The organism is Halodesulfovibrio sp. (assembly GCF_025210605.1).
Taxonomy (GTDB): Bacteria; Desulfobacterota; Desulfovibrionia; order Desulfovibrionales; family Desulfovibrionaceae; genus Halodesulfovibrio.
This window is the reverse complement of the sequence record NZ_JAOARI010000012.1, coordinates 1-18,707: the sequence shown is the minus strand read 5'-3', so window position 1 is coordinate 18,707 and position 18,707 is coordinate 1. Positions and strand designations below refer to the sequence as shown.

Annotated in this window: 16 protein-coding genes and 3 tRNA genes; 6 read left to right on the top strand and 13 right to left on the bottom strand. The window is 44.7% G+C overall.

From position 1 onward, the window contains the following. The first annotated feature begins 69 nt into the window (after positions 1-69). The gene (locus tag N4A56_RS03920; RefSeq protein WP_293669777.1) at positions 70-960 is read left to right on the top strand and encodes a zinc dependent phospholipase C family protein; all 891 of its coding nucleotides are present in this window, start codon (positions 70-72) and stop codon (positions 958-960) included. Between the two features lie 224 nt (positions 961-1,184). On the opposite strand, the gene N4A56_RS03915 is transcribed toward N4A56_RS03920, so the two are convergent. The 4 genes from N4A56_RS03915 to N4A56_RS03900 all read right to left on the bottom strand — a co-directional run bounded on the left by N4A56_RS03915 (position 1,185) and on the right by N4A56_RS03900 (position 5,307). Further along, the gene (locus N4A56_RS03915; protein ID WP_295545176.1) at positions 1,185-3,275 is read right to left on the bottom strand and encodes a ribonucleoside triphosphate reductase; all 2,091 of its coding nucleotides are present in this window, start codon (positions 3,273-3,275) and stop codon (positions 1,185-1,187) included. Next, on the bottom strand, positions 3,223-3,891 hold the full coding sequence (locus N4A56_RS03910; protein WP_293669779.1) for an anaerobic ribonucleoside-triphosphate reductase activating protein: 669 nt from the start codon (positions 3,889-3,891) through the stop codon (positions 3,223-3,225). The genes N4A56_RS03915 and N4A56_RS03910 overlap by 53 nt, the downstream gene beginning before the upstream one ends. A 418-nt stretch (positions 3,892-4,309) precedes the next feature. Further along, positions 4,310-4,774, bottom strand: a complete 465-nt coding sequence (locus N4A56_RS03905) for a chemotaxis protein CheX (RefSeq protein WP_293669780.1) — start codon at positions 4,772-4,774, stop codon at positions 4,310-4,312. A 341-nt stretch (positions 4,775-5,115) separates the two neighbouring features. After that, positions 5,116-5,307 (bottom strand): ferredoxin, encoded by a 192-nt coding sequence (locus N4A56_RS03900; protein WP_295545175.1) that lies wholly within the window; start codon positions 5,305-5,307, stop codon positions 5,116-5,118. A 139-nt stretch (positions 5,308-5,446) separates the two neighbouring features. Between N4A56_RS03900 and N4A56_RS03895 the strand changes: the two genes are divergently transcribed. After that, positions 5,447-6,094 (top strand): hypothetical protein, encoded by a 648-nt coding sequence (locus tag N4A56_RS03895; RefSeq protein ID WP_295545174.1) that lies wholly within the window; start codon positions 5,447-5,449, stop codon positions 6,092-6,094. Between the two features lie 94 nt (positions 6,095-6,188). On the opposite strand, the gene N4A56_RS03890 is transcribed toward N4A56_RS03895, so the two are convergent. From N4A56_RS03890 to N4A56_RS03860, 7 genes are all read right to left on the bottom strand, one after another. Further along, positions 6,189-6,461 (bottom strand): hypothetical protein, encoded by a 273-nt coding sequence (locus N4A56_RS03890; protein ID WP_295545173.1) that lies wholly within the window; start codon positions 6,459-6,461, stop codon positions 6,189-6,191. Positions 6,462-6,774: 313 nt separating this feature from the next. Continuing rightward, positions 6,775-6,850 (bottom strand) — tRNA-Lys (locus N4A56_RS03885). A gap of 133 nt (positions 6,851-6,983) precedes the next feature. Next, positions 6,984-7,059, bottom strand: a tRNA-Lys gene (locus N4A56_RS03880). A gap of 135 nt (positions 7,060-7,194) precedes the next feature. Continuing rightward, positions 7,195-7,270: transfer RNA gene (locus N4A56_RS03875), tRNA-Lys, on the bottom strand. A 68-nt stretch (positions 7,271-7,338) separates the two neighbouring features. Next, positions 7,339-8,628: a serine--tRNA ligase gene (serS, locus tag N4A56_RS03870; protein ID WP_295545171.1), complete on the bottom strand. Its 1,290-nt coding sequence runs from the start codon at positions 8,626-8,628 to the stop codon at positions 7,339-7,341. A gap of 133 nt (positions 8,629-8,761) precedes the next feature. Further along, on the bottom strand, positions 8,762-9,145 hold the full coding sequence (locus N4A56_RS03865) for a hypothetical protein (RefSeq protein WP_295545169.1): 384 nt from the start codon (positions 9,143-9,145) through the stop codon (positions 8,762-8,764). Positions 9,146-9,594: 449 nt separating this feature from the next. Then, complete coding sequence (locus N4A56_RS03860; RefSeq protein ID WP_293669787.1) at positions 9,595-9,993, bottom strand: PilZ domain-containing protein; 399 nt, start codon at positions 9,991-9,993, stop codon at positions 9,595-9,597. 349 nt (positions 9,994-10,342) lie between these two features. Between N4A56_RS03860 and N4A56_RS03855 the strand changes: the two genes are divergently transcribed. Then, positions 10,343-10,834, top strand: a complete 492-nt coding sequence (locus N4A56_RS03855; RefSeq protein WP_293669788.1) for a YchJ family protein — start codon at positions 10,343-10,345, stop codon at positions 10,832-10,834. Positions 10,835-11,071: 237 nt separating this feature from the next. Here N4A56_RS03855 and N4A56_RS03850 read toward each other — a convergent pair whose 3' ends face one another. Beyond that, the gene (locus tag N4A56_RS03850) at positions 11,072-12,304 is read right to left on the bottom strand and encodes an OmpP1/FadL family transporter (protein WP_295545166.1); all 1,233 of its coding nucleotides are present in this window, start codon (positions 12,302-12,304) and stop codon (positions 11,072-11,074) included. A gap of 488 nt (positions 12,305-12,792) precedes the next feature. Between N4A56_RS03850 and N4A56_RS03845 the strand changes: the two genes are divergently transcribed. Then, the gene (locus tag N4A56_RS03845; protein WP_295545164.1) at positions 12,793-14,010 is read left to right on the top strand and encodes an L-serine ammonia-lyase; all 1,218 of its coding nucleotides are present in this window, start codon (positions 12,793-12,795) and stop codon (positions 14,008-14,010) included. Between the two features lie 562 nt (positions 14,011-14,572). Here the strand turns inward: N4A56_RS03845 and asnS are convergent. Continuing rightward, positions 14,573-15,961, bottom strand: a complete 1,389-nt coding sequence (gene asnS, locus N4A56_RS03840; protein ID WP_293669841.1) for an asparagine--tRNA ligase — start codon at positions 15,959-15,961, stop codon at positions 14,573-14,575. Positions 15,962-16,379: 418 nt separating this feature from the next. Between asnS and N4A56_RS03835 the strand changes: the two genes are divergently transcribed. Both N4A56_RS03835 and icd read left to right on the top strand, forming a co-directional pair. Then, complete coding sequence (locus N4A56_RS03835) at positions 16,380-17,162, top strand: thioredoxin domain-containing protein (RefSeq protein ID WP_295545163.1); 783 nt, start codon at positions 16,380-16,382, stop codon at positions 17,160-17,162. 236 nt (positions 17,163-17,398) lie between these two features. Next, positions 17,399-18,541, top strand: coding sequence for an NADP-dependent isocitrate dehydrogenase (icd, locus tag N4A56_RS03830; protein ID WP_295545161.1), 1,143 nt, complete (start codon positions 17,399-17,401; stop codon positions 18,539-18,541). Positions 18,542-18,707 lie beyond the last annotated feature (166 nt).

Here is an 18,707-nt window from a genome sequence, read left to right as displayed (position 1 = left end):
ATTCTGAATGCGAGTACTACTCTATGACCTCAGCCTGAAACCTCAGGTGCATTAGGGGGACATGGTTTTATGAAAAAGTGTCTGGTACTGGCAGCCGTTGCTGCCTTTGCTTTTGTTTTTCTTCCGGAATCCGCATACGCATGGGGACCGGGAGTTCACATATCCATAGCTGAATGGCTGCTTTCCAACCTCTCTATTCTTCCTGCTTCTGTTGCACATACCATTGCTTTGCATAAAGACGCCTTTAAATACGGTGCTCTTTCTGCGGACATTTTCATTGGAAAAGGCAGCACAGTTGTTCCCGGTCATAGTCATAACTGGGAAACCGGCTTTACACTTCTACAAAACGTGCGAAGCCCCAAGCTTCGCTCATACGCATACGGATACCTTTCGCATCTGGCAGCAGATGTCGTGGCACACAATAATTATGTTCCAAGCCTTATGTCGGGAGCACCGACAGCCGGTAAGCTTGGACACGTATATATTGAAGCACAGGCAGACCGCATGGTGCGCTGGAACAGCAACAGCGTGCGTGGACTCTTTAAAATATCCTGTACCGATCATGACTGCGAACTTCTCGCAGCAACCAATAAGCATAAAGGCGGCTTTGCCATCCGCAAACAAGTGTTTCGTAGCAGCGTAGCACTTTGCGGCGCTTTTCCATGGAAAAGCTCTCTCAAGCTTATTCATCACACTATGCCAGGTGCGGCAGACAAAAAGTATTTGCGCTCCATGATCGATGCCAGTGCACGGTCTGTTGTTAATATCCTTTCATTAAGCGAAAAGTCAGCTGTGACAGGAGTAGACCCGATTGGTGCTGCTGCACTGGCGAATTCCAAGGGGCTATGTGCAGGGGCATCCATTTTGCCGAGCCGCAACCCTTTTCCGCTCGTATTCCCGCTGGATAAGCGGGTATCAACACTGCCTAAACTGCGAGTAGCTCATAACATAGTGCTATAATTTTTTGCCGATGCCGCTTCAATGGCACGGCATATTTATTGTGGTTACAAAACAAAAAATGTCCCATGATGCGCTTTCCTTGATTTCGAGGAATGTACATCATGGGACTTTTTTATGCGTGGTTAATGCGGTATGGTGCGAGTACTATGCAGTCTGAGCTTTGCGCTCAGTATGCGTCTATCTTCTACAGCTGATTACCATCAGTAACAGATACTTGTTGCGAACTATACGGCGTCTTTAACTTGTTCCTGCGCTGCTCCTGTATCAACAGGCGCGCTGTTGTAGCAAAGACGGTCATCGTACTCCATCTGCTTACCCTTATTCCACTGAGAAACCGGACGATAGTACCCGACGATGCGCGTGTATACTTCAGTATTTGCATCACATGTCGGGCAGGAGAAATGCTCACCTGCAATATATCCATGATCTTTGCACACGGAGAATGTCGGTGTTATGGAAATGTACGGCAATTTAGTCTTCGTAAACGCCTTTACAATGAATTTTTTCAACGCCGCATGGTCTGCCACAGCTTCACCAAGATATGTGTGGAAAACAGTCCCTCCTGTGAAAAGAGGCTGCAACTGATCCTGATGTTCCAATGCTGCAAAAACGTCGTCTGTAGCCCCTACAGGTAGCGCTGTAGAGTTAGTGTAGTACGGAGTACCGTTGCCGGAAGCGATGATGTCCGCGTAGAGCTTTTTATCTGTACGGGCGAGTCTGTAACTTGTTCCTTCCGCCGGAGTTGCTTCCAGATTGTACAAGTTGCCTGTGTCTTCCTGATAATTCGATGTCAGCTCACGTAAATGATTCAGCACCCGCTGCATCAGGCGTACACCGCCTTCTGTCTCAATACCCTTTCCAAGAATATTCAGACATGCTTCATGTCCACCGACCAGACCGATTGTCGCAAAATGCGCTTTGAAACCATTTTTCAGGTATCGCGCAGACCACGGGAACATGCCGCGATCAAGGTTTTCCTGAATAAGCTTACGTTTAAATTCGAGTGAATCTTTTGCAAGCTCTGCGTATTCTGTAATCAGGTCGAGGAAGTCTTCTTCGTTATGTGCAAGGTAGGCAAGTTTCGGCAGGTTGAGAGTAACAACGCCGATAGAACCTGTCAGATCACCTGCACCGAACAGCCCGCCTGTTTTCTTACGCAGTTCACGTAAATCCATTTGCAGACGGCAGCACATGGAGCGAACATCTTCCGGATCAAGGTCGGAATTGATGAAGTTTTGAAAATACGGAACACCGTATTTAGCTGTCAGCTGCATGAGCAGGTCACCATTTTCTGTTTCCCATGGAAACTCAGAGGTGACGTTGTATGTCGGGATAGGAAATGAAAAAATGCGTCCATGATGATCGCCTTGCAGCATAACTTCGAGAAACGCCTTGTTTATCATCGCCATTTCTTCAACATACTCACCGTAGGTGGAGTCTTGTAACACTCCTCCAATAATAACAGCTTCCTTGGCAATGTGCTTTGGCGGCACAATGTCAAATGTCAGGTTGGTAAATGGACTTTGTCCACCCCAGCGGGATGTTGTGTTCAAATTAAAGATGAACTTCTGCATGGCTTGACGCACTTGCGTGTACGTAAGTCCATCTTTCCTGATAAACGGTGCTAAATACGTGTCCACATTGTTAAATGCCTGAGCACCCGCCCATTCATTTTGCAATGTTCCTAAAAAGTTCACCATTTGACCAAGTACGGCATCAAAATGATGCGCAGGTCCCGCGCTGGAACGACCTTCAAGATTGAATCCTTCAAGAAGTAAATCACGCAGACTCCAGCCTGCACAATACCCTGCAAGACCGAATGACAAATCATGGATATGGAAATAGCCGTGCTCGTGCGCAAGGCGAATTTCTTCCGGATACTTTTCAAGCGCATACTTCGCCTGCAACGTACCGGAAAGATGCAGCATAAGCCCTTGGAACGAATGCGTCATGTTCGCATTCTCGTTTACGCGCCAGTCTGCTTTATCAAGATAATTATTTATGGTTTCTTTGATGTCCAGATAAGCAGCTTTTTGTTCGCGTAATTGCCTGCGTTGCTCACGGTAGATAATAAAACGCTTTGCAACATGATACAGGCTGGACTCCATCAGCACTTGCTCAATGGTGTCCTGTACTAACTCCTGCGGCGCGATTTCCGTTGCACCGAGTTTTATTTCAACTTTTCGTGCAAGTCGCTTTGAAAGAAGCGGATCTTTAATTCCGCTAGCTTTAAGTGCCTTGAGGATTGCATGTGCAATTCGCTCAAGCGACCATGTCTCCAGACACTTGTCGCGCTTCAGAATTTGTTTCGGCATGTTCTCTCCTTGGGGGAACGTACTCCTGATGCTTAAGCGTAAAACCTTCCGGCAGGTAGCTCTCAGCTTCCCGAATATCTTCTTCTGTCAGCACAGGCACTTTAGTAATGCGGAACAGGAATTTGTCAGGATACTGTTTTGCCAGTTCAAAAATCTGAGAGAGATTTTTTGCTGCTTCTTCTGGGGATGTCGTACCGCCGGTAAGCACAGGATATTTCTGATAAGGGCCTTTAACATCAACTGCAAAAAGCTTAACGAGATCTTCGTCGAGCAATTGGTGTATTACGTCGGGACGCATGCCGTTGCTGTCCATTTTAACCGGCATACCGAGCTTTCTTAAATCCTTAATCAGGTCAATAAGCCCCGGCGTAATCGTCGCTTCCCCCCCCGTAATGACGACACCGTCAATCCAGCGCGCGCGTTTAGTCAGGTAAGACTCAATCGCTTCTTGCGGGATGACATCCATTGTGTCGCTATGCCAGGCAAGATTATAGTTGTGGCATGTTGGGCAGTGCATATTACAGCCGCCAAGAAAAATGACGCTTGCATTCATACCGGGCCAATCGCAAAGACTTACCCTTTCAAAACCAAAAACACGTGACCAAGCAGATACCATACTATAACCCTCAAAAGTGTGTGTCTTGATATGTAGCGTGAGCACTTCATATCATATAACTAATTGTAATAATTGATATAAAAAACACAAGTAGACGTTTTTGTCTACTCAGTTGCAAGAAGTAAATCATACTCATGCTGGCAGTTTTTTAGCAATAGACTTTTTTCCAGACAGGGTATGGAATTAATTAGAAGTGAGACATCTCAACGGGTTTGGTTGTAAAAAAAAAGTAATAACGGAGTGTCAAAATCTAACATGCGGCTGTGGAAATGGTGTGCATAAAATGCGTGAAACAACCTACAACCTCGTGAAACCGTTGAAACTAGCCGAGCTGGTGCTGTGTAATAAAAAACGCTCACAGCAAACTGTGAGCGTTTTTTAAGAAAATATGTACTATTTGTCTGTAATGTAAGACAATTTAGCCAAAACAAAACTCAATGGTAAAATCACCATGAGGAGTGGTAAACGGCACCGCAATAACAGGGCTTGATGTCACATGACTGACAGTATGGTCAGCCCCCATAATTATAGACGGTGTTGAACCATCACACTTAATGCCTACTTCAGCAAGACCGGCACGCGCTTGACCAGAAATCATGTTGCAGATTTCGCCCACTGCATCTTTTGTATCAGAAATAATATCCTGAACATCATCGCCCAGCATCGCACGTACCAAAGCAATCGCGCATTTTTTAGAAAAAGTAACAGAGATACTGCCACGTTTTTCTCCTGTAAGACCAATGATTGCAGAAACATCACCGCACGCAATATTATCTTTTTTTACAAATGGAGCACCCGGAACCGGGGTGATGCCAGCCATTGTGGAAAGTACATTGTTGGTAGCACTAATGAAAGGCTTAGCAAAGGTAACGTCAGAATTCATAACAGCTCCTATGACAGTAAGCAGCGTGAAGAGAGCCTTGGTGTATAATAAAAAAGACTCGTTACGCATCAATACCATCTGTTTCGTATCAAAATGGTACAGAAACAGATAATTTTTGCAACAGTAACGTCTGATGGGGGCACAATTTAGCAAATGCAAAAAAATGCGATATTTACAATGTTGAGATGTTCTACAGGAGAAGGCGTTTGGGGTAAAGCAAAAGGTGCTGTCTTTTCTTAATGTTTTTATAATATACTTAGTGTTTGACGCAACAATAGACAAAAAAAGAAAAAAGCACTGTCTCTAATTGAGGCAGTGCTTTTTATTTGGGACTAAATTACCTAGCCTTCGTAAAAGATGCAGCTCACAGGACATGTGTCAATGGATTCTTCAACACAATCATCCGTACAGTCTTCATCTACTACAATGGCTTTATCGCCATCTGCATTCATTTCAAATGCTTTTGGGCAAAGTTCTACACAAGATTCACAACCGATACATTCTTCTTCGTCAATACGTAGTTTCTTAGCCATATGATTCTCCCTTAAAGAGTTTGTTGCAAGTGTACCTTTTGTGAATAGCATGCTCTGAATACCGTACAATGATATTTGACTTTCAGTATTATTCTACTATCGTAGCTTTGTATTCAATAAAATGTTGCAAGGTGACTGTATGAAAGACGATTCCAAAGCTGCTAAAGAACATATTGCCCGTGCGAAAGCATATTTTCAGCGCCATGATGTCCTGCGCGCTACTGCTTCCGTTATTGCCGCCCTCAGACTTGTTTTGACGGGAAAAGTTACCGGCATTGACAGAATAACGATTGATTCAGCACTGAAAGAAGTGCTGCACAATATGAATAGAGTTTCAGAAGTCAAAACAATGTTCCCTAAAGGGCTTGTCTACACGAAGGGGCAGGAAAAAACAGTTCACGACAGCCTTGTAAAGCTGTTCTTGGAACTGCGGAAGGCTCAGGAGTCAGAATCATATCACGAGCAGCTCAAACGAAAGCTGACGCTTGATAAAGCACTGAACCGTGGACGTCGCTATCTTGTAGCTGGCAATGTGAATGATGCGCTTGATGCGTTCAAGGAAGCTGCTTCATGCTATGTTGATGAGCACAGCATATTTCGTATGATGGGAGAATGGTGCATGGCTTGCAAACAGCCTAAACTGGCTGTGCGTTACTTAAAGAAAGCCGCTACAGTTGATCCTGATAAAAGAAAAGTGCAATTCAATCTGCTTAAAGCTCTGACAGCTTCAGGGGATAAGATGGGGGCAGCCAAGCTTCAGGCACAGCTCCAAAACTCAGCGCAGTAATGCACTGTATAGTGAACAAGGCGTATTGTTATGACAATACGCTTTTTTTGTGTCTTTCTTCAGGGAGTGCGAACACTCCCTGAAACTATGCTGACTAAAAGTCCAGCAAGGCTGCAACACGGGCAGGGTCAAGAGCATGACCTGTTTGACCGGCTGGCTGCTGTCCATTTTCGAGTGCAGTTACTGTGTTACCATAGGCAATGTTTGCCGCCTCTGTTTCAGAACGAACAGGTGCTGCCATTTGAGCAGGAGCTGGCTGAGGAACTGAAACAGCCTGTTTTTCCTGTGCTTTCTGTGTTGTTGACTGTAACAAATTGCCAAGCTTGAAAGAAAAAGCGTCTTGTCCGATGCCTTCGATAGGTGCCATGATACACTCCGGTGGTAAAAATTGCTTCGTATGTAATTTAAAGCAAAAAACGAGCCGAAGTAGTTTTTTGACGGCGCAATGAGCTTGGAGAAGAAGCAATTTTTCATGGGCAAAATCTTTCATTTTAGAAGAGCAAACCATGTGTATTCATTTATGCTCCCGAATTAATTGCCATAAATGCAAGCCGAAAAGCACTTCTTGCTAAACGCAACTCATTAACTATCAGTTAGAGGTATTCTACTCTATATATGAACAGTAAAATGCAAACAAAAAAAGCCGTATTCGCTTTCGCAAATACGGCTTATATATCCAGTGGTGGGTCGTACTGGGCTCGAACCAGTGACTCTCTGCTTAAAAGGCAGATACTCTACCAACTGAGTTAACGACCCGTTCGGAGATGTGGTTTATAGATTCCGTGGATTCTTGTCAAACATTTTTTCTAAAAAAAGTAGAAAAAAATATTACATCCCTTTCACCCGAAAAAGCCGTATTCGCTTTCGCAAATACGGCTTATGTATCCAGTGGTGGGTCGTACTGGGCTCGAACCAGTGACTCTCTGCTTAAAAGGCAGATACTCTACCAACTGAGTTAACGACCCTCTTGAGGAGAAATTTTTTATAGACTTCGCTTCCTCATGTCAAACATTTTTTATTAAAATTTTTGACAGCGATTTGCCTGACTCAAACGGTGGTATAAATGAGACCGGAACCGAAATTCCGGTCTTTATATCCAGTGGTGGGTCGTACTGGGCTCGAACCAGTGACTCTCTGCTTAAAAGGCAGATACTCTACCAACTGAGTTAACGACCCGTTTGAGGAGTGCAGTTCTATAGTTGAGTGCTCATATTGTCAAACACTTTTTGAAAAAAAATGTTTTTTTATTTAATTGCCATATCTGGAGTAATTTTTTCCAGACCGCCCATGTAAGGACGCAGCGCTTCAGGAATTACGATAGAACCGTCTTCCTGCTGATAGTTTTCAATGATTGCGATCATGGTTCGACCAGTAGGAAGACCGGAACCATTCAATGTATGCACAAATTCAGGCTTTTTAGCGCCCTTACGCTTAAACTTGAGATTTGCACGGCGAGCCTGAAAATCTATGCAGTTAGAACAGGAAGAAACTTCGCGGTATTTATCCTGACCCGGCAACCATACTTCAATATCGTAGGTTTTAGCGGAAGAGAAGCCCATGTCACCAGTGCATAAGGTTACTACACGGTAGTGCAGACCAAGACGCTGAAGGATGTTTTCTGCATGCTGACGCATTTTTTCAAGATCATCGTATGAGCTATCAGGATGCGCGTAGCGAACCATTTCTACTTTTGTGAACTGGTGCTGGCGGAACAGTCCTTTTGTATCTTTACCATAGCTACCTGCTTCTGAACGGAAGCACTGAGTCTGTGCAGTAAAGGCACGCGGCAAGTCTTCTTCGCTCAAAACCTCTCCAGAGTGCATATTAGTAAGCGGTACTTCAGCAGTCGGGATAAGGTAGTAGTCTTTATGATTCAAACGGAAAAGATCTTCTTCAAATTTAGGAAGCTGACCTGTACCGGTCATTGTAGTGCTGTTTACAATAGCAGGCGGGAACACTTCTGTGTAGCCGTGTTCAGTTGTCTGCATGTCGAGGAACAGGTTGATGAGCGCACGTTCTAAGCGAGCAGCCCAGCCCCACAATACGGAAAAGCGGGAACCTGTGAGCTTGGAAGCACGTTCAAAATCAAGACCGCCCAATGTCTCTGCAAGCTCCCAATGTTCCTTAGGAGTGAAAGACATAGATGGCTTTTCGCCCCATGTGTGCAGTTCAACGTTATCGTCTTCGTCTGCACCTACAGGAGCACTTTCGTGTGGTATATTTGGAACAGCAATAAGCCATTCGTGCATTGTGGCTTTAATGGTTTCCGTTTCAGCATCAAGCTCTTTAATTTTATCGGACAGTGAACCGAGGCGGGAAATAAGCTCAGATGCGTCTTCGCCTGCGCGTTTCATCTTAGCTACTTCACCGGAAGCTTTGTTGCGTTCGCTTTTGAGAGACTCCAGTTCTACAAGCAGCTCTCTGCGACGTGTGTCAATTTTAGTAAACTCATCAACGTCAATAGAAGAGTTTCGTTTTGCTAAAGCTTCAGCTACAATTTGCGGATTTTTCTGCAAAAGTTTGAGATCGAGCATTGAAATGCGGCTCCTTAAAATTTAGTACGATTTGGTAGCATAGCCGCAGGAAAATATGGCGTCAACTTAGATAAATCAACACCATATATTTTGTTTACAAGAGTCTATTTTTCAATAGCAGCTAATGCGATGCTTACAAATTGAATATTTCTGGATGAACTTTTTGCAGATAGTCCATAAGTCTAGGGTATTCAATGTCGTCTACCATCTCACGCAAATCACCGTGAGTGTAATAGCCAACCCATACTGTTTCCAGAAACGAATGAGGGCAACCATTTTGCTGCTCGTTAAGAATCCAGACCCGAACATCAATTCCTTTATACAGAGTCTGTTTTGTAAAGGCGGTGCTTCCAGTTGGGGTAAGCGCAATAGCGTACCCTAAGGCAAGCATTATTCTTTGAATGTCTGTTTGAACTTCTTCCTGAACAGGAACATGTTGTATTTTCTGCTTAAATGATTCGGAAAGAAGCGACTGCATTTCTTGTCGTTTGCGAGGGGTGCTTGGAGTTTCCGCCATGACTGCGTCCTTTATTTTTCTGCATAGTAGGCAAAAGTGAGCATAAACAACATATCTGAATCATTACAAATATGCTGAATGCACTCATTTGTGTCAATGAACATTGAATAACTTTGCAGGCATGGCGATATGGAATTCACAGGGAAGAGGCGTAGTCTCTGGTCTGCGGGATATTTTGCGGTGCGTTATTTTTTTTACATTAGGGTGTACTTCGCAATATGATGAGTCGGCTGGATATCAATATTGACTGAACATAATAAAGAAGGGTTCTGCAAAACAATGCACAACCCTCATTTCAACTTTCAGCAATAACTCAAGAACATGAAAAGCACAGCCACCTATAAACGTTTTCTGTCTGCTGCCGTTATTATACACGCACCACGCACGGTTAAAATTGGCGTACTGGATAAAATAAAACCTGCTTTAAAGCAGGATATGGCTGTCAGCTATTAGGAGATCATGTCTTTCAAATATCTAGCAAGTGCTTGTTCTGCACTTTTTCCCATATTCAGAAACTCTATTCCTATAGTAGAAGTTTCTTCGCTGATGGCAGTCCATATAACACGGGAAACAACTCTAATCTGGCATGGAATATCGCATGTTGATTGATGTTTCGTTTGCAGTATTTTTTCAAACCCAGGCAGGTCAATACTCACCTGCTGAACGCTCCCTTTCGAAATAACAGAAGGCACTTTCAGCATGGCACCCTTTGGGGTAATGTCTAGGCACTCGGCTTTAAATTCCGGTTGGTAAGACATTGGAAATACAAATTCTGCAATGGATGCTGTAAACGGAGTTGTGTAACGTGGCAGTGCCCGGCGTTCCTGATGATGAACCTCGTGTGGCATGTTGCAATCGTCCCATATTGATTAAAGGGGTATTATACGCCGCGTAGTTTGTCCCCTCTGCATACAGAAAGGAACGTTAGATGAGTGCTTGTGCAAGAATATCACAGCAAACAAGTATAGATGCTATTATAAAGTTCCAATTATTTTGGGATAATACTGCATACTTGCCAGACTATATTGAATGTTGTACCCACTCAGCTGCGTACTGTAATCATCTTGAAAATAACAGTTTGCAACTTGCATATGGTGTAGCAGCCTGCCACCCACTTTTTTTACAGTGCAGTATGCGCACTTGTGCAATAACAATGTAGCTATATTCAAAATTTTAAATAGATATAAGGAAGTGACCATGTCCAAATGTCCTTGCGGTTCCGAACTTGAATTTGCAGCCTGTTGTGAGCCTATTATTTCCGGCGAAACTCCTGCACCTACAGCAGAAGCCTTAATGCGTTCCCGTTACTCTTCTCATGTAAAAGGAATGTATGAATACCTTGGAACCTCCATGCACCCTGAAATGCGCGGCGACCTTTCTGTAGATGAAATTAAAGAATGGTCTGAACAGATCACATGGACCGGACTTGAAATTCTGGACACCAAAGCTGGTAGCGCAGAAGACGAAGTTGGCGAAGTAGAGTTTGTAGCGCACTACAAACTCGGCGGCGTACCTCAGGAACTGCACGAGCATAGCTTCTTCCGTAAAGAAGGAGAAAACTGGTACTACGTTGAAGGTATGGTTCAAAACCACGACACCTACCGCCGAGAAACTCCTAAAGTAGGTCGTAACGAGCCGTGTCCTTGCAATTCCGGCAAGAAGTACAAAAAATGCTGCGGTAAAAACTAACAGCAACAAATACCCCTTTCTTCAGGATAAGTATGTACCTCGCTGTGTGATAACCAGTTTTCCCGAAGAATAAAAAAGCCCCTGAATGATACTCTCATAGAGTATGTTCAGGGGCTTATGTATTGAATACTAAAAAAGGCGACTGCTCTTGAGCAGCCGCCTAAAAAAGATCAGAAAGCTAGAAAGGTCATCTACAGGGTAGTATCCGTAACCAGCTCTGCTGAAGAATTCTTCAAATTAGAATTTGTAGCCAATAGTGAGTGCCAAAAGGTGTGCATCACCGTCTTTAAATTCGCCACTCTGAGTGTATGGCATGCCAGTAGACTTAGCAGCATGAACAGAGAAGGAACGTTCAGCCATGAGCAAGTATGTGTAGCTTACGTCAACAGACCAGCTGTTATCATGCCAACCTGCGCCTACACCAAACAACTGGCGATCACTTGCAGGAACCATGTAACTCAAACTGTCACTGTTAAGCGGTGAGTTATCGTATACATAGCTGGCACGTACATCCCAGTTATCATTGATGTTGTATTCAGCACCAATGTTGTAGCGCCATGTATCTTTGTAATCACTTTTCTTTTCGAATGGACCGCCATCAAACTTTACACAAAGTTCGCTGTAGCTGCTCCAGCCAATCCAAGTTGCGCCAACTTCTACGCTCAACTTGTCTGTTGGTTTTACGTTGAAACCAATGCCGATCTGCTGCGGAAGAGTAATTTTGCCGGAAGCGCTAGTATCTAAAAGACGCATGCTGCCTGCATCCATTGTGATGTCGCCTTCAACATCCTGACGAACCTCAGAACGGTAGCTTGCACCAGCAGAAAGCCAGTCATTGAACTGGTAGCGAGCACCAAGAGTGAAACCTGCGCCCCAGCTGTCACCGGACATTTCTGTATCGAGGTAACCCGGAACACGAGGGTGACCGGTTTTCTTTTTAAGAAGGAAATCGAACCACATAATTTCAGGTCCAGCAGCAACTGAGAAGTTCTTAGTTACTTTGTACCCGATAACAGGGTTGATAGAGAATGAACGGATACGTACGTCGTGCACGTCACTTGCGCCTGCCCATTCTTCATCGAACTTAGTGCCGAGACCAAAGCGGGCGAATGTGCCAACGCCAAGGTACAGCTCATCAGTAAGCGCATGAGTTACGTACAGATGCGGCATAGTCCAAACACTGCTTTTACCATCGTAAGAACCGGCGTCTTCCGCAGGTGAGTCAATTTTTACAGTAGCTGAAGGGTAAATACCGGTAGCACCTACAGCAAGCTGAGTGCCTTCAAGCTGGGTTACCTGTGCAGGGTTAACTGCAATTGAGGAAGGGTCTGCCTTACCAGCCATAACAGAGTTGCCGAGTGCGTTTGCACGAGCACTGTATTCATAAATACCGAACCCTGCTGCTTGAGCAGAAACAGCACTTAATACCATAGTACAGATAACAATGAGTTTGATTACGCGACGAGTCACATTCTCTCCTAATGCAAGTTAATGACAAGCAGCCTTTCCCCTTAGACTCTCATCACCGTTTCGACCTATATTCATCTGGTCAATTTTGAAAAATGAAGTAGCACTCACCTAATCTCAAGCTCTGCAATTTGCAAGCTAAATCAGGCAATTACATGAATAACAGCACTGCATAAAACAGCTGCAAACACTAGTGAGAGTGCTACTGTTATCTTCACTTATTAGGAGTAAAGATTGCTTTTTTCGCCATCATACTGTTATTTACGGCAGGGATTACTTACCCTCGAAGAGTGAACAGTGTTTAGCTATTCTAATAAGATAGGAAAAACGTTTTAGAAAAGCTTGCTTCTCGAGCGCAATTTTGATTGTGTGCAACACTCTGGGGTTGAGTAGGAAAAAATACTTTTTCAAAAAATGTAAAAAATTGTTAAACCGCAATGTTGGGGTCGTAGCGGCAGACAATTCTACATTTGAAATGGAGATGAGTAGGTATGAAATCCATTCGTGAATTATACAGAATTGGCGTCGGGCCATCTTCTAGCCACACTATGGGACCCAAAAGAGCGGCAGAACTCTTTTTACAACAGTACACGCATGCCTTCAGGTACGTAGTTCATCTGTACGAAAGCCTTGCAGCAACAGGAAAAGGTCACCTTACAGATCAAGCTGTACTGGAAGTGCTCGGCAAAGAGTACACTCAGGTTAAATGGCACCCTGAAACATGCTTGCCGGAACATCCAAACGCTATGAAATTCGAAGCGTTTGACGAACAGGACACCCTGTTAGGATCTCGCACATTCTTCAGCGTTGGCGGCGGTGCAATCCGGGAGCTTGGTGATAAAGAGCAAGAAAGCGACGCTGTCTACCCGTTAACAACAGTCAAAGATATTATGGAGTACTGTTCGCAGAAAGGCATTACATACTGGGAATATGTAGTGGAGTGCGAAGGGGAATCAATATTCACGTTCCTTGATACTGTTTGGGAGACAATGGAAACGGCTGTAAAGCGCGGGTTGGAAAACCAAGGTGTTTTACCGGGTTCCATCGGGCTAAGCAGACAGGCATGGCGATATCATAGACGATGCCGCAACGCATCAGATGAGATGCAGCAAACAGGGCTTATTACATCCTACGCACTTGCTGTTTCAGAAGAGAATGCAGGGGGCGGTATTATCGTAACGTCACCGACGTGCGGCGCGAGCGGTGTAGTTCCCGCTGTTTTGTACTACCTGCAAGAACAACAGCAATTGAAGCGCATTGATATCCTTCGTGCTTTAGGAACAGCAGCACTGTTCGGAAATGTTATTAAATTTAATGGGTCAATTTCTGGCGCAGAGGTTGGCTGTCAGGGTGAAGTCGGCTCAGCGTGTGCAATGGCAGCGGGCGCAGCAGCCGAACTGCTTGGTGGAACATTACGGCAGATTGAATATGCAGCAGAAATGGGACTGGAACATCACTTAGGACTTACATGCGATCCTGTTGATGGTCTGGTGCAAATTCCTTGCATTGAACGCAACGCTTGTGCTGCCACTCGTGCTCTTTCATGCGCGCAAATGGCAATACTTTCAGATGGAACTCACCACATAACTTTTGATGAAGTTGTCCACGTTATGAAACAGACAGGGCACGACCTCCCAAGCCTCTATCGCGAAACGTCTACTGGCGGACTTGCCAAAGCATACGCTGGACGTTGTCAGGGAAATAAATAGTTATCCCTGAAGATTATTGTCTCCAACGGCGTGCCGTAGTTTGTTGTCTCCGACGGCTGGGCTGAAACTTTTGCAAAGTTTCCCCCAGCCCCCCTTCAAAACTTTTTATTATGCGAGGACACCCCGTCGCATATGTCTCTGTACGGCTTAGCAAAGCTAGTTTAAACAAAAAGGCTGTCCTTCATATGTAGGACAGCCTTTTGCATGTACTATTTTGATTTTGAATAGGCTCGCATCAAAAGGACTCATGATGCAACAGTATACAAGGATAAGGAAAGGTAGTGAGGCGTAAGCCGCGAGGTGGTGTAAAAAACGTGCTGGCCTCGCGGGTAAAAGTTCTGGGAGAGTCCAGAGAACCTTCTTTCAAGAAGGTTCTCTGGTCGCCGAAGGCACAAGGTAACGGAACGTTGAGACCTTTCTTCGAAAAAGGTTCTTAAAGCCCGCGGCAGCGCCGTCGGAGACACTCTCCCCTCAGAAAATAGTCGTAACTCAAACAACAAAAAGGGCAGAAGAAACCTTCCACCCTTTGCTGTAATATTTGCGTACTGACCGCTTCTAGCGATTAAAATTCAATATGCTGCGGAGTGCGAGGGAACGGGATTACGTCACGAATGTTTGTAATGCCAGTTACAAGCATGAGCAAACGCTCGAAGCCCATGCCGAAGCCAGCGTGCGGCACGGAACCGAAGCGACGAAGATCGGTGTACCACCAGTAATCTTCAGGATTCTGTCCCATTTCGTTGATGCGTTCGAGAAGAACATCCATACGTTCTTCACGCTGTGAACCGCCAATTAATTCACCGATACGTGGTACAAGCACGTCCATGGCGGCAACGGTTTTTCCGTCGTCGTTCATGCGCATGTAGAATGCTTTAATGTCTTTAGGGTAGTCGTATACAATGACAGGCTTTTTGAAATGCTCTTCTGCGAGGTAGCGTTCGTGCTCTGTCTGAAGGTCGATTCCCCACTCAACTGGGAATTCCCATTTCTTTTTCTTCGCAGCTAACAACAACTCAACAGCTTCTGTGTACGTTACACGCGCAAACGGCTCGTTGATGATGTTTTCGAGGCGTCCCATCAACTCTTTGTCGACGAATTTTGCGAACAATTCAATGTCATCTGCGCAGTTATCTAGAATGTGTTTTACTACATACTTGGTCATTTCTTCTGCGAGATCCATGTTGTCTTCATTATCAGCAAAGGCAACTTCTGGCTCAATCATCCAGAATTCTGCTGCGTGGCGCGGCGTATTGGAATTTTCAGCACGGAATGTTGGTCCGAAGGTGTAAACTTTACCAAGCCCCATAGCGAGCAGTTCTGCTTCAAGCTGACCGGATACTGTAAGGTTTGCTTCACGACCGAAGAAGTCGTTTTCAAAAACAGAGCCTTCTTTTGGAGCTTCTACGCCGGTTGCTGGCAAGGTAGAAACACGGAACATTTCGCCCGCACCTTCGCAGTCAGAGCCTGTGAGAATTGGTGTGTGGACGTTAAAGAAGCCTTTGTCGCGATAAAATTTATGTATGGCAAAGGATGCTTCTGAACGGATACGAAATGCTGCACCATATTTGTTTGTGCGTGGACGAAGGTGAGCAATCTGGCGCAGAAATTCATCGGAATGACGTTTTTTCTGTAACGGGAAGTCGTCTGCATCCGCAGCACCGAGCATTTTAAGTTCCGTTACGCGTACTTCCCATTTTTGCCCTTTGCCAGGGGAAGCAACAAGTTCACCGATAACCTCTACAGCTGCACCAGTGGTTATGCCTTTGATAATTTCGTACGTAGGAACTGACTCATCGACAATAGCCTGCAAGTTTTTGAGACAGGAGCCGTCATTCAACTCAAGAAAAGAAAAGCCTTTGGCGTCACGGCGGGTACGCACCCAGCCACAAATTTTAATTTCACTGGCAGCCTGTTCTGCCTGTAGTGCATCAACTATGGGAGTTCTACGCATGTCCCTGTCTCCTTGCAATCGTATGGCGGTATACGATGCCCTTGGTTGGCATCGTTATTTATTCGGTATTGAAGCTCTATAACTGACTTGTAAGTGCACTGCAATTTGATATTACTTGCAGTTATGGTGACAGCTTTAGTATACTGACCGTCCAGCATTATATTTTAACTTGAAAAAAAATGCGCTGTATGAACAAATGGCGGACGAAGGAATAGTATTGTCTGTAACCTCAGGTTTATTGCACTATAAAGCAATACGGCATAACGAAAAATATGCCTTTTGCCGTTGTAGTTGTTTGAACAGACAGTACACTAATTTTCGAGTATGCAGTCACTTGGTACTACTCAACTCAGTTCGCCTGTCACGGCAATTCTTTTTTGTGCCCCTAAACTTTCTGAAAGACCGGTCCGGAGGATGCATGGTTCAAAGAATTCTTATGGCAGTATTCGCATTACTGCTTCTTATCCCACAGACAGCTTCTGCTGATGCTAACGACGAGCTGAAGGCTCAAATAGAATCTATCCTGCGCGAGAATCCGGATATTTTACTCGATATAGTCCGAGAAAACAGCGAGCAGGTTCTGTTGGCGCTGCGCGAAGGTAACTCGAAAGCTAAAATTGCAGCCATGAAAAAACAATGGAAGCAAGATGTAGCTGTTCCTAAAAATGTCGCCTTAAGTGGACGCGCTATTCGCGGTAATGCAGATGCACCTATTACTATCGTTGCTTTTTCTGACTTTACCTGCCCTTACTGTGAGCGGGCAGCGTACACATTAAACAGCCTTATGTCACATTACGGCAAAACAGTTCGCCTTATATTCAAAAACTATCCGCTTGCTTCTCACGACAACGCCCATCTTGCTTCTCAGTACTTTGTAGCGGCAAACAATTTGGATTCCGCAAAAGCATGGAAGCTGTATGATGAGTTTTTCGCCAACCGTGAAAAACTCATGGCAGAAGGTGAGCCATTTATGAAACAGGCTGCTAAAAAAGTTGGGCTTGATCCAGAAAAGCTTGCTGAAGAAGCGCGCACCGATGCCGTAAACGCCATTATTGAACAAGATATGGCAGACGCAAAAGCGCTTGAACTTGAAGGCACACCGTATTTCCTTGTAAACAACATCCTTATCCGTGGAGCGTTGCCGCTTGATTTATACTCTGAAGCAGTTGAAATTGCTTTAGACCATGAAAACAAGCAGTAATAACTCAATAGATCAAAGCGCTGTTGCGCGTTGGTCATACAAAATAATGAAAGCCTCTGGATGATATTCAGAGGCTTCTTTTTACGCATGTTCTATATTTACATTTTTGTAATAAATTAAGGATATTGTGTAAAAACAGTGAAATAGTGCTTTTAGAACTCTTGCAAAGCTCCGGCAGTTCGGGCTATCGTTCCCGATCAAACTACATTTTTACATGTAACAAGGAGAGTTCATCCGTGCAAAAAACAGTGTATTTTATCGAAGGCGATGGAATCGGCAAAGAAGTGTGGGAAGCCGCACGTCCGGTTCTTAATGCTGCGATTGAAAAAGCGTACGGTAAGGAACGTTCCTTGGAATTTAAGGAGCTTCTTGCCGGAGAGAAAGCATTTAAGGAAACAGGCGAATATCTGCCGCAGGATACCATAACTGCGTTGCAGAGTGCCGAGCTTGCCATGAAAGGCCCACTCATGACGCCTGTTGGAAAAGGGTTCAGAAGTCTTAACGTAACCCTGCGCCAAACACTTGATTTATATGCCTGCATTCGTCCTATCCGGTACTATGAAGGCATTATGTCACCCGTCAAACGTCCTGATCTTGTTGATATGGTTGTATTCCGCGAAAACACAGAAGATGTGTATGCCGGTATCGAATTCCAGTCCGGCAGCGACGAAGCCAAACGCCTTATCGCTTTCTTCCGCGATGAGCTTGGTGTTACTGTCAGTCCTGATGCAGGGATAGGTTTAAAGCCGATTACCCCGAACGGTTCTAAACGTCTTGTGCGTAAGGCGCTGCAATTCGCAGTGGCTCAAGGTAAGCCAAGCGTAACCCTTGTGCATAAAGGAAACATCATGAAATACACTGAGGGTGGATTCCGCCAGTGGGGCTATGATGTTGCAGCAGAAGAGTTTGCAGAACAGACAACGACAGAAGATGCACCAGCAGCAGGAAAAATTGTTGTGAAAGACCGCATTGCGGATGCTATGTTTCAAGAAGCGCTTATCCGCCCTGAACAATACTCAGTTCTTGCCACAACAAACCTTAACGGGGACTACCTCTCTGATGCATTAGCAGCGCAGGTAGGCGGTCTCGGGCTTGCTCCGGGTGTGAATATGTCAGACGATCTGGCATTCTTTGAGCCTACACACGGTACAGCTCCTACTATTGCAGGAAAAGACATGGCAAACCCCGGCAGCCTTATCCTTTCCGGTGCCATGATGCTTGAGCACTTGGGCTGGACAGAAGCCGCTGACTCAATTCATACCGCAGTAAGTAAGGCTATTTCTCAAAAGACTGTGACCTGTGACCTTGCAGATCAAATGGAAAATGCCACAACCGTAGGCTGTAAAGCATTCGGTGAACTGGTGGGAAGTCTTTTGTAGTACTATCTACTACGATACCAATACGAAGGGCAGTCTCAATTGAGACTGCCCTTTTTTTATTTTTGAAGGCAATGTAAAAAACTCATTTTTGACAATTTTGTAAATATGACAATTTTATCCAAACAAAAACATCGCGTTTTTTACAAAATTGTTAAAAAGCAAAAGT

Excerpts from the sequence above, each read along its gene's own strand:
- N4A56_RS03865 (WP_295545169.1), bottom strand. The coding sequence starts at position 9,145 with ATGGCGGAAACTCCAAGCACCCCTCGCAAACGACAAGAAATGCAGTCG.
- N4A56_RS03845 (WP_295545164.1), top strand. The coding sequence starts at position 12,793 with ATGAAATCCATTCGTGAATTATACAGAATTGGCGTCGGGCCATCTTCT.
- N4A56_RS03835 (WP_295545163.1), top strand. The coding sequence starts at position 16,380 with ATGGTTCAAAGAATTCTTATGGCAGTATTCGCATTACTGCTTCTTATC.
- N4A56_RS03895 (WP_295545174.1), top strand. The coding sequence starts at position 5,447 with ATGAAAGACGATTCCAAAGCTGCTAAAGAACATATTGCCCGTGCGAAA.
- N4A56_RS03860 (WP_293669787.1), bottom strand. The coding sequence starts at position 9,993 with ATGCCACACGAGGTTCATCATCAGGAACGCCGGGCACTGCCACGTTAC.
- N4A56_RS03855 (WP_293669788.1), top strand. The coding sequence starts at position 10,343 with ATGTCCAAATGTCCTTGCGGTTCCGAACTTGAATTTGCAGCCTGTTGT.
- asnS (WP_293669841.1), bottom strand. The coding sequence starts at position 15,961 with ATGCGTAGAACTCCCATAGTTGATGCACTACAGGCAGAACAGGCTGCC.
- N4A56_RS03910 (WP_293669779.1), bottom strand. The coding sequence starts at position 3,891 with ATGGTATCTGCTTGGTCACGTGTTTTTGGTTTTGAAAGGGTAAGTCTT.
- serS (WP_295545171.1), bottom strand. The coding sequence starts at position 8,628 with ATGCTCGATCTCAAACTTTTGCAGAAAAATCCGCAAATTGTAGCTGAA.
- N4A56_RS03915 (WP_295545176.1), bottom strand. The coding sequence starts at position 3,275 with ATGCCGAAACAAATTCTGAAGCGCGACAAGTGTCTGGAGACATGGTCG.
- N4A56_RS03890 (WP_295545173.1), bottom strand. The coding sequence starts at position 6,461 with ATGGCACCTATCGAAGGCATCGGACAAGACGCTTTTTCTTTCAAGCTT.
- N4A56_RS03920 (WP_293669777.1), top strand. The coding sequence starts at position 70 with ATGAAAAAGTGTCTGGTACTGGCAGCCGTTGCTGCCTTTGCTTTTGTT.
- N4A56_RS03900 (WP_295545175.1), bottom strand. The coding sequence starts at position 5,307 with ATGGCTAAGAAACTACGTATTGACGAAGAAGAATGTATCGGTTGTGAA.
- N4A56_RS03905 (WP_293669780.1), bottom strand. The coding sequence starts at position 4,774 with ATGAATTCTGACGTTACCTTTGCTAAGCCTTTCATTAGTGCTACCAAC.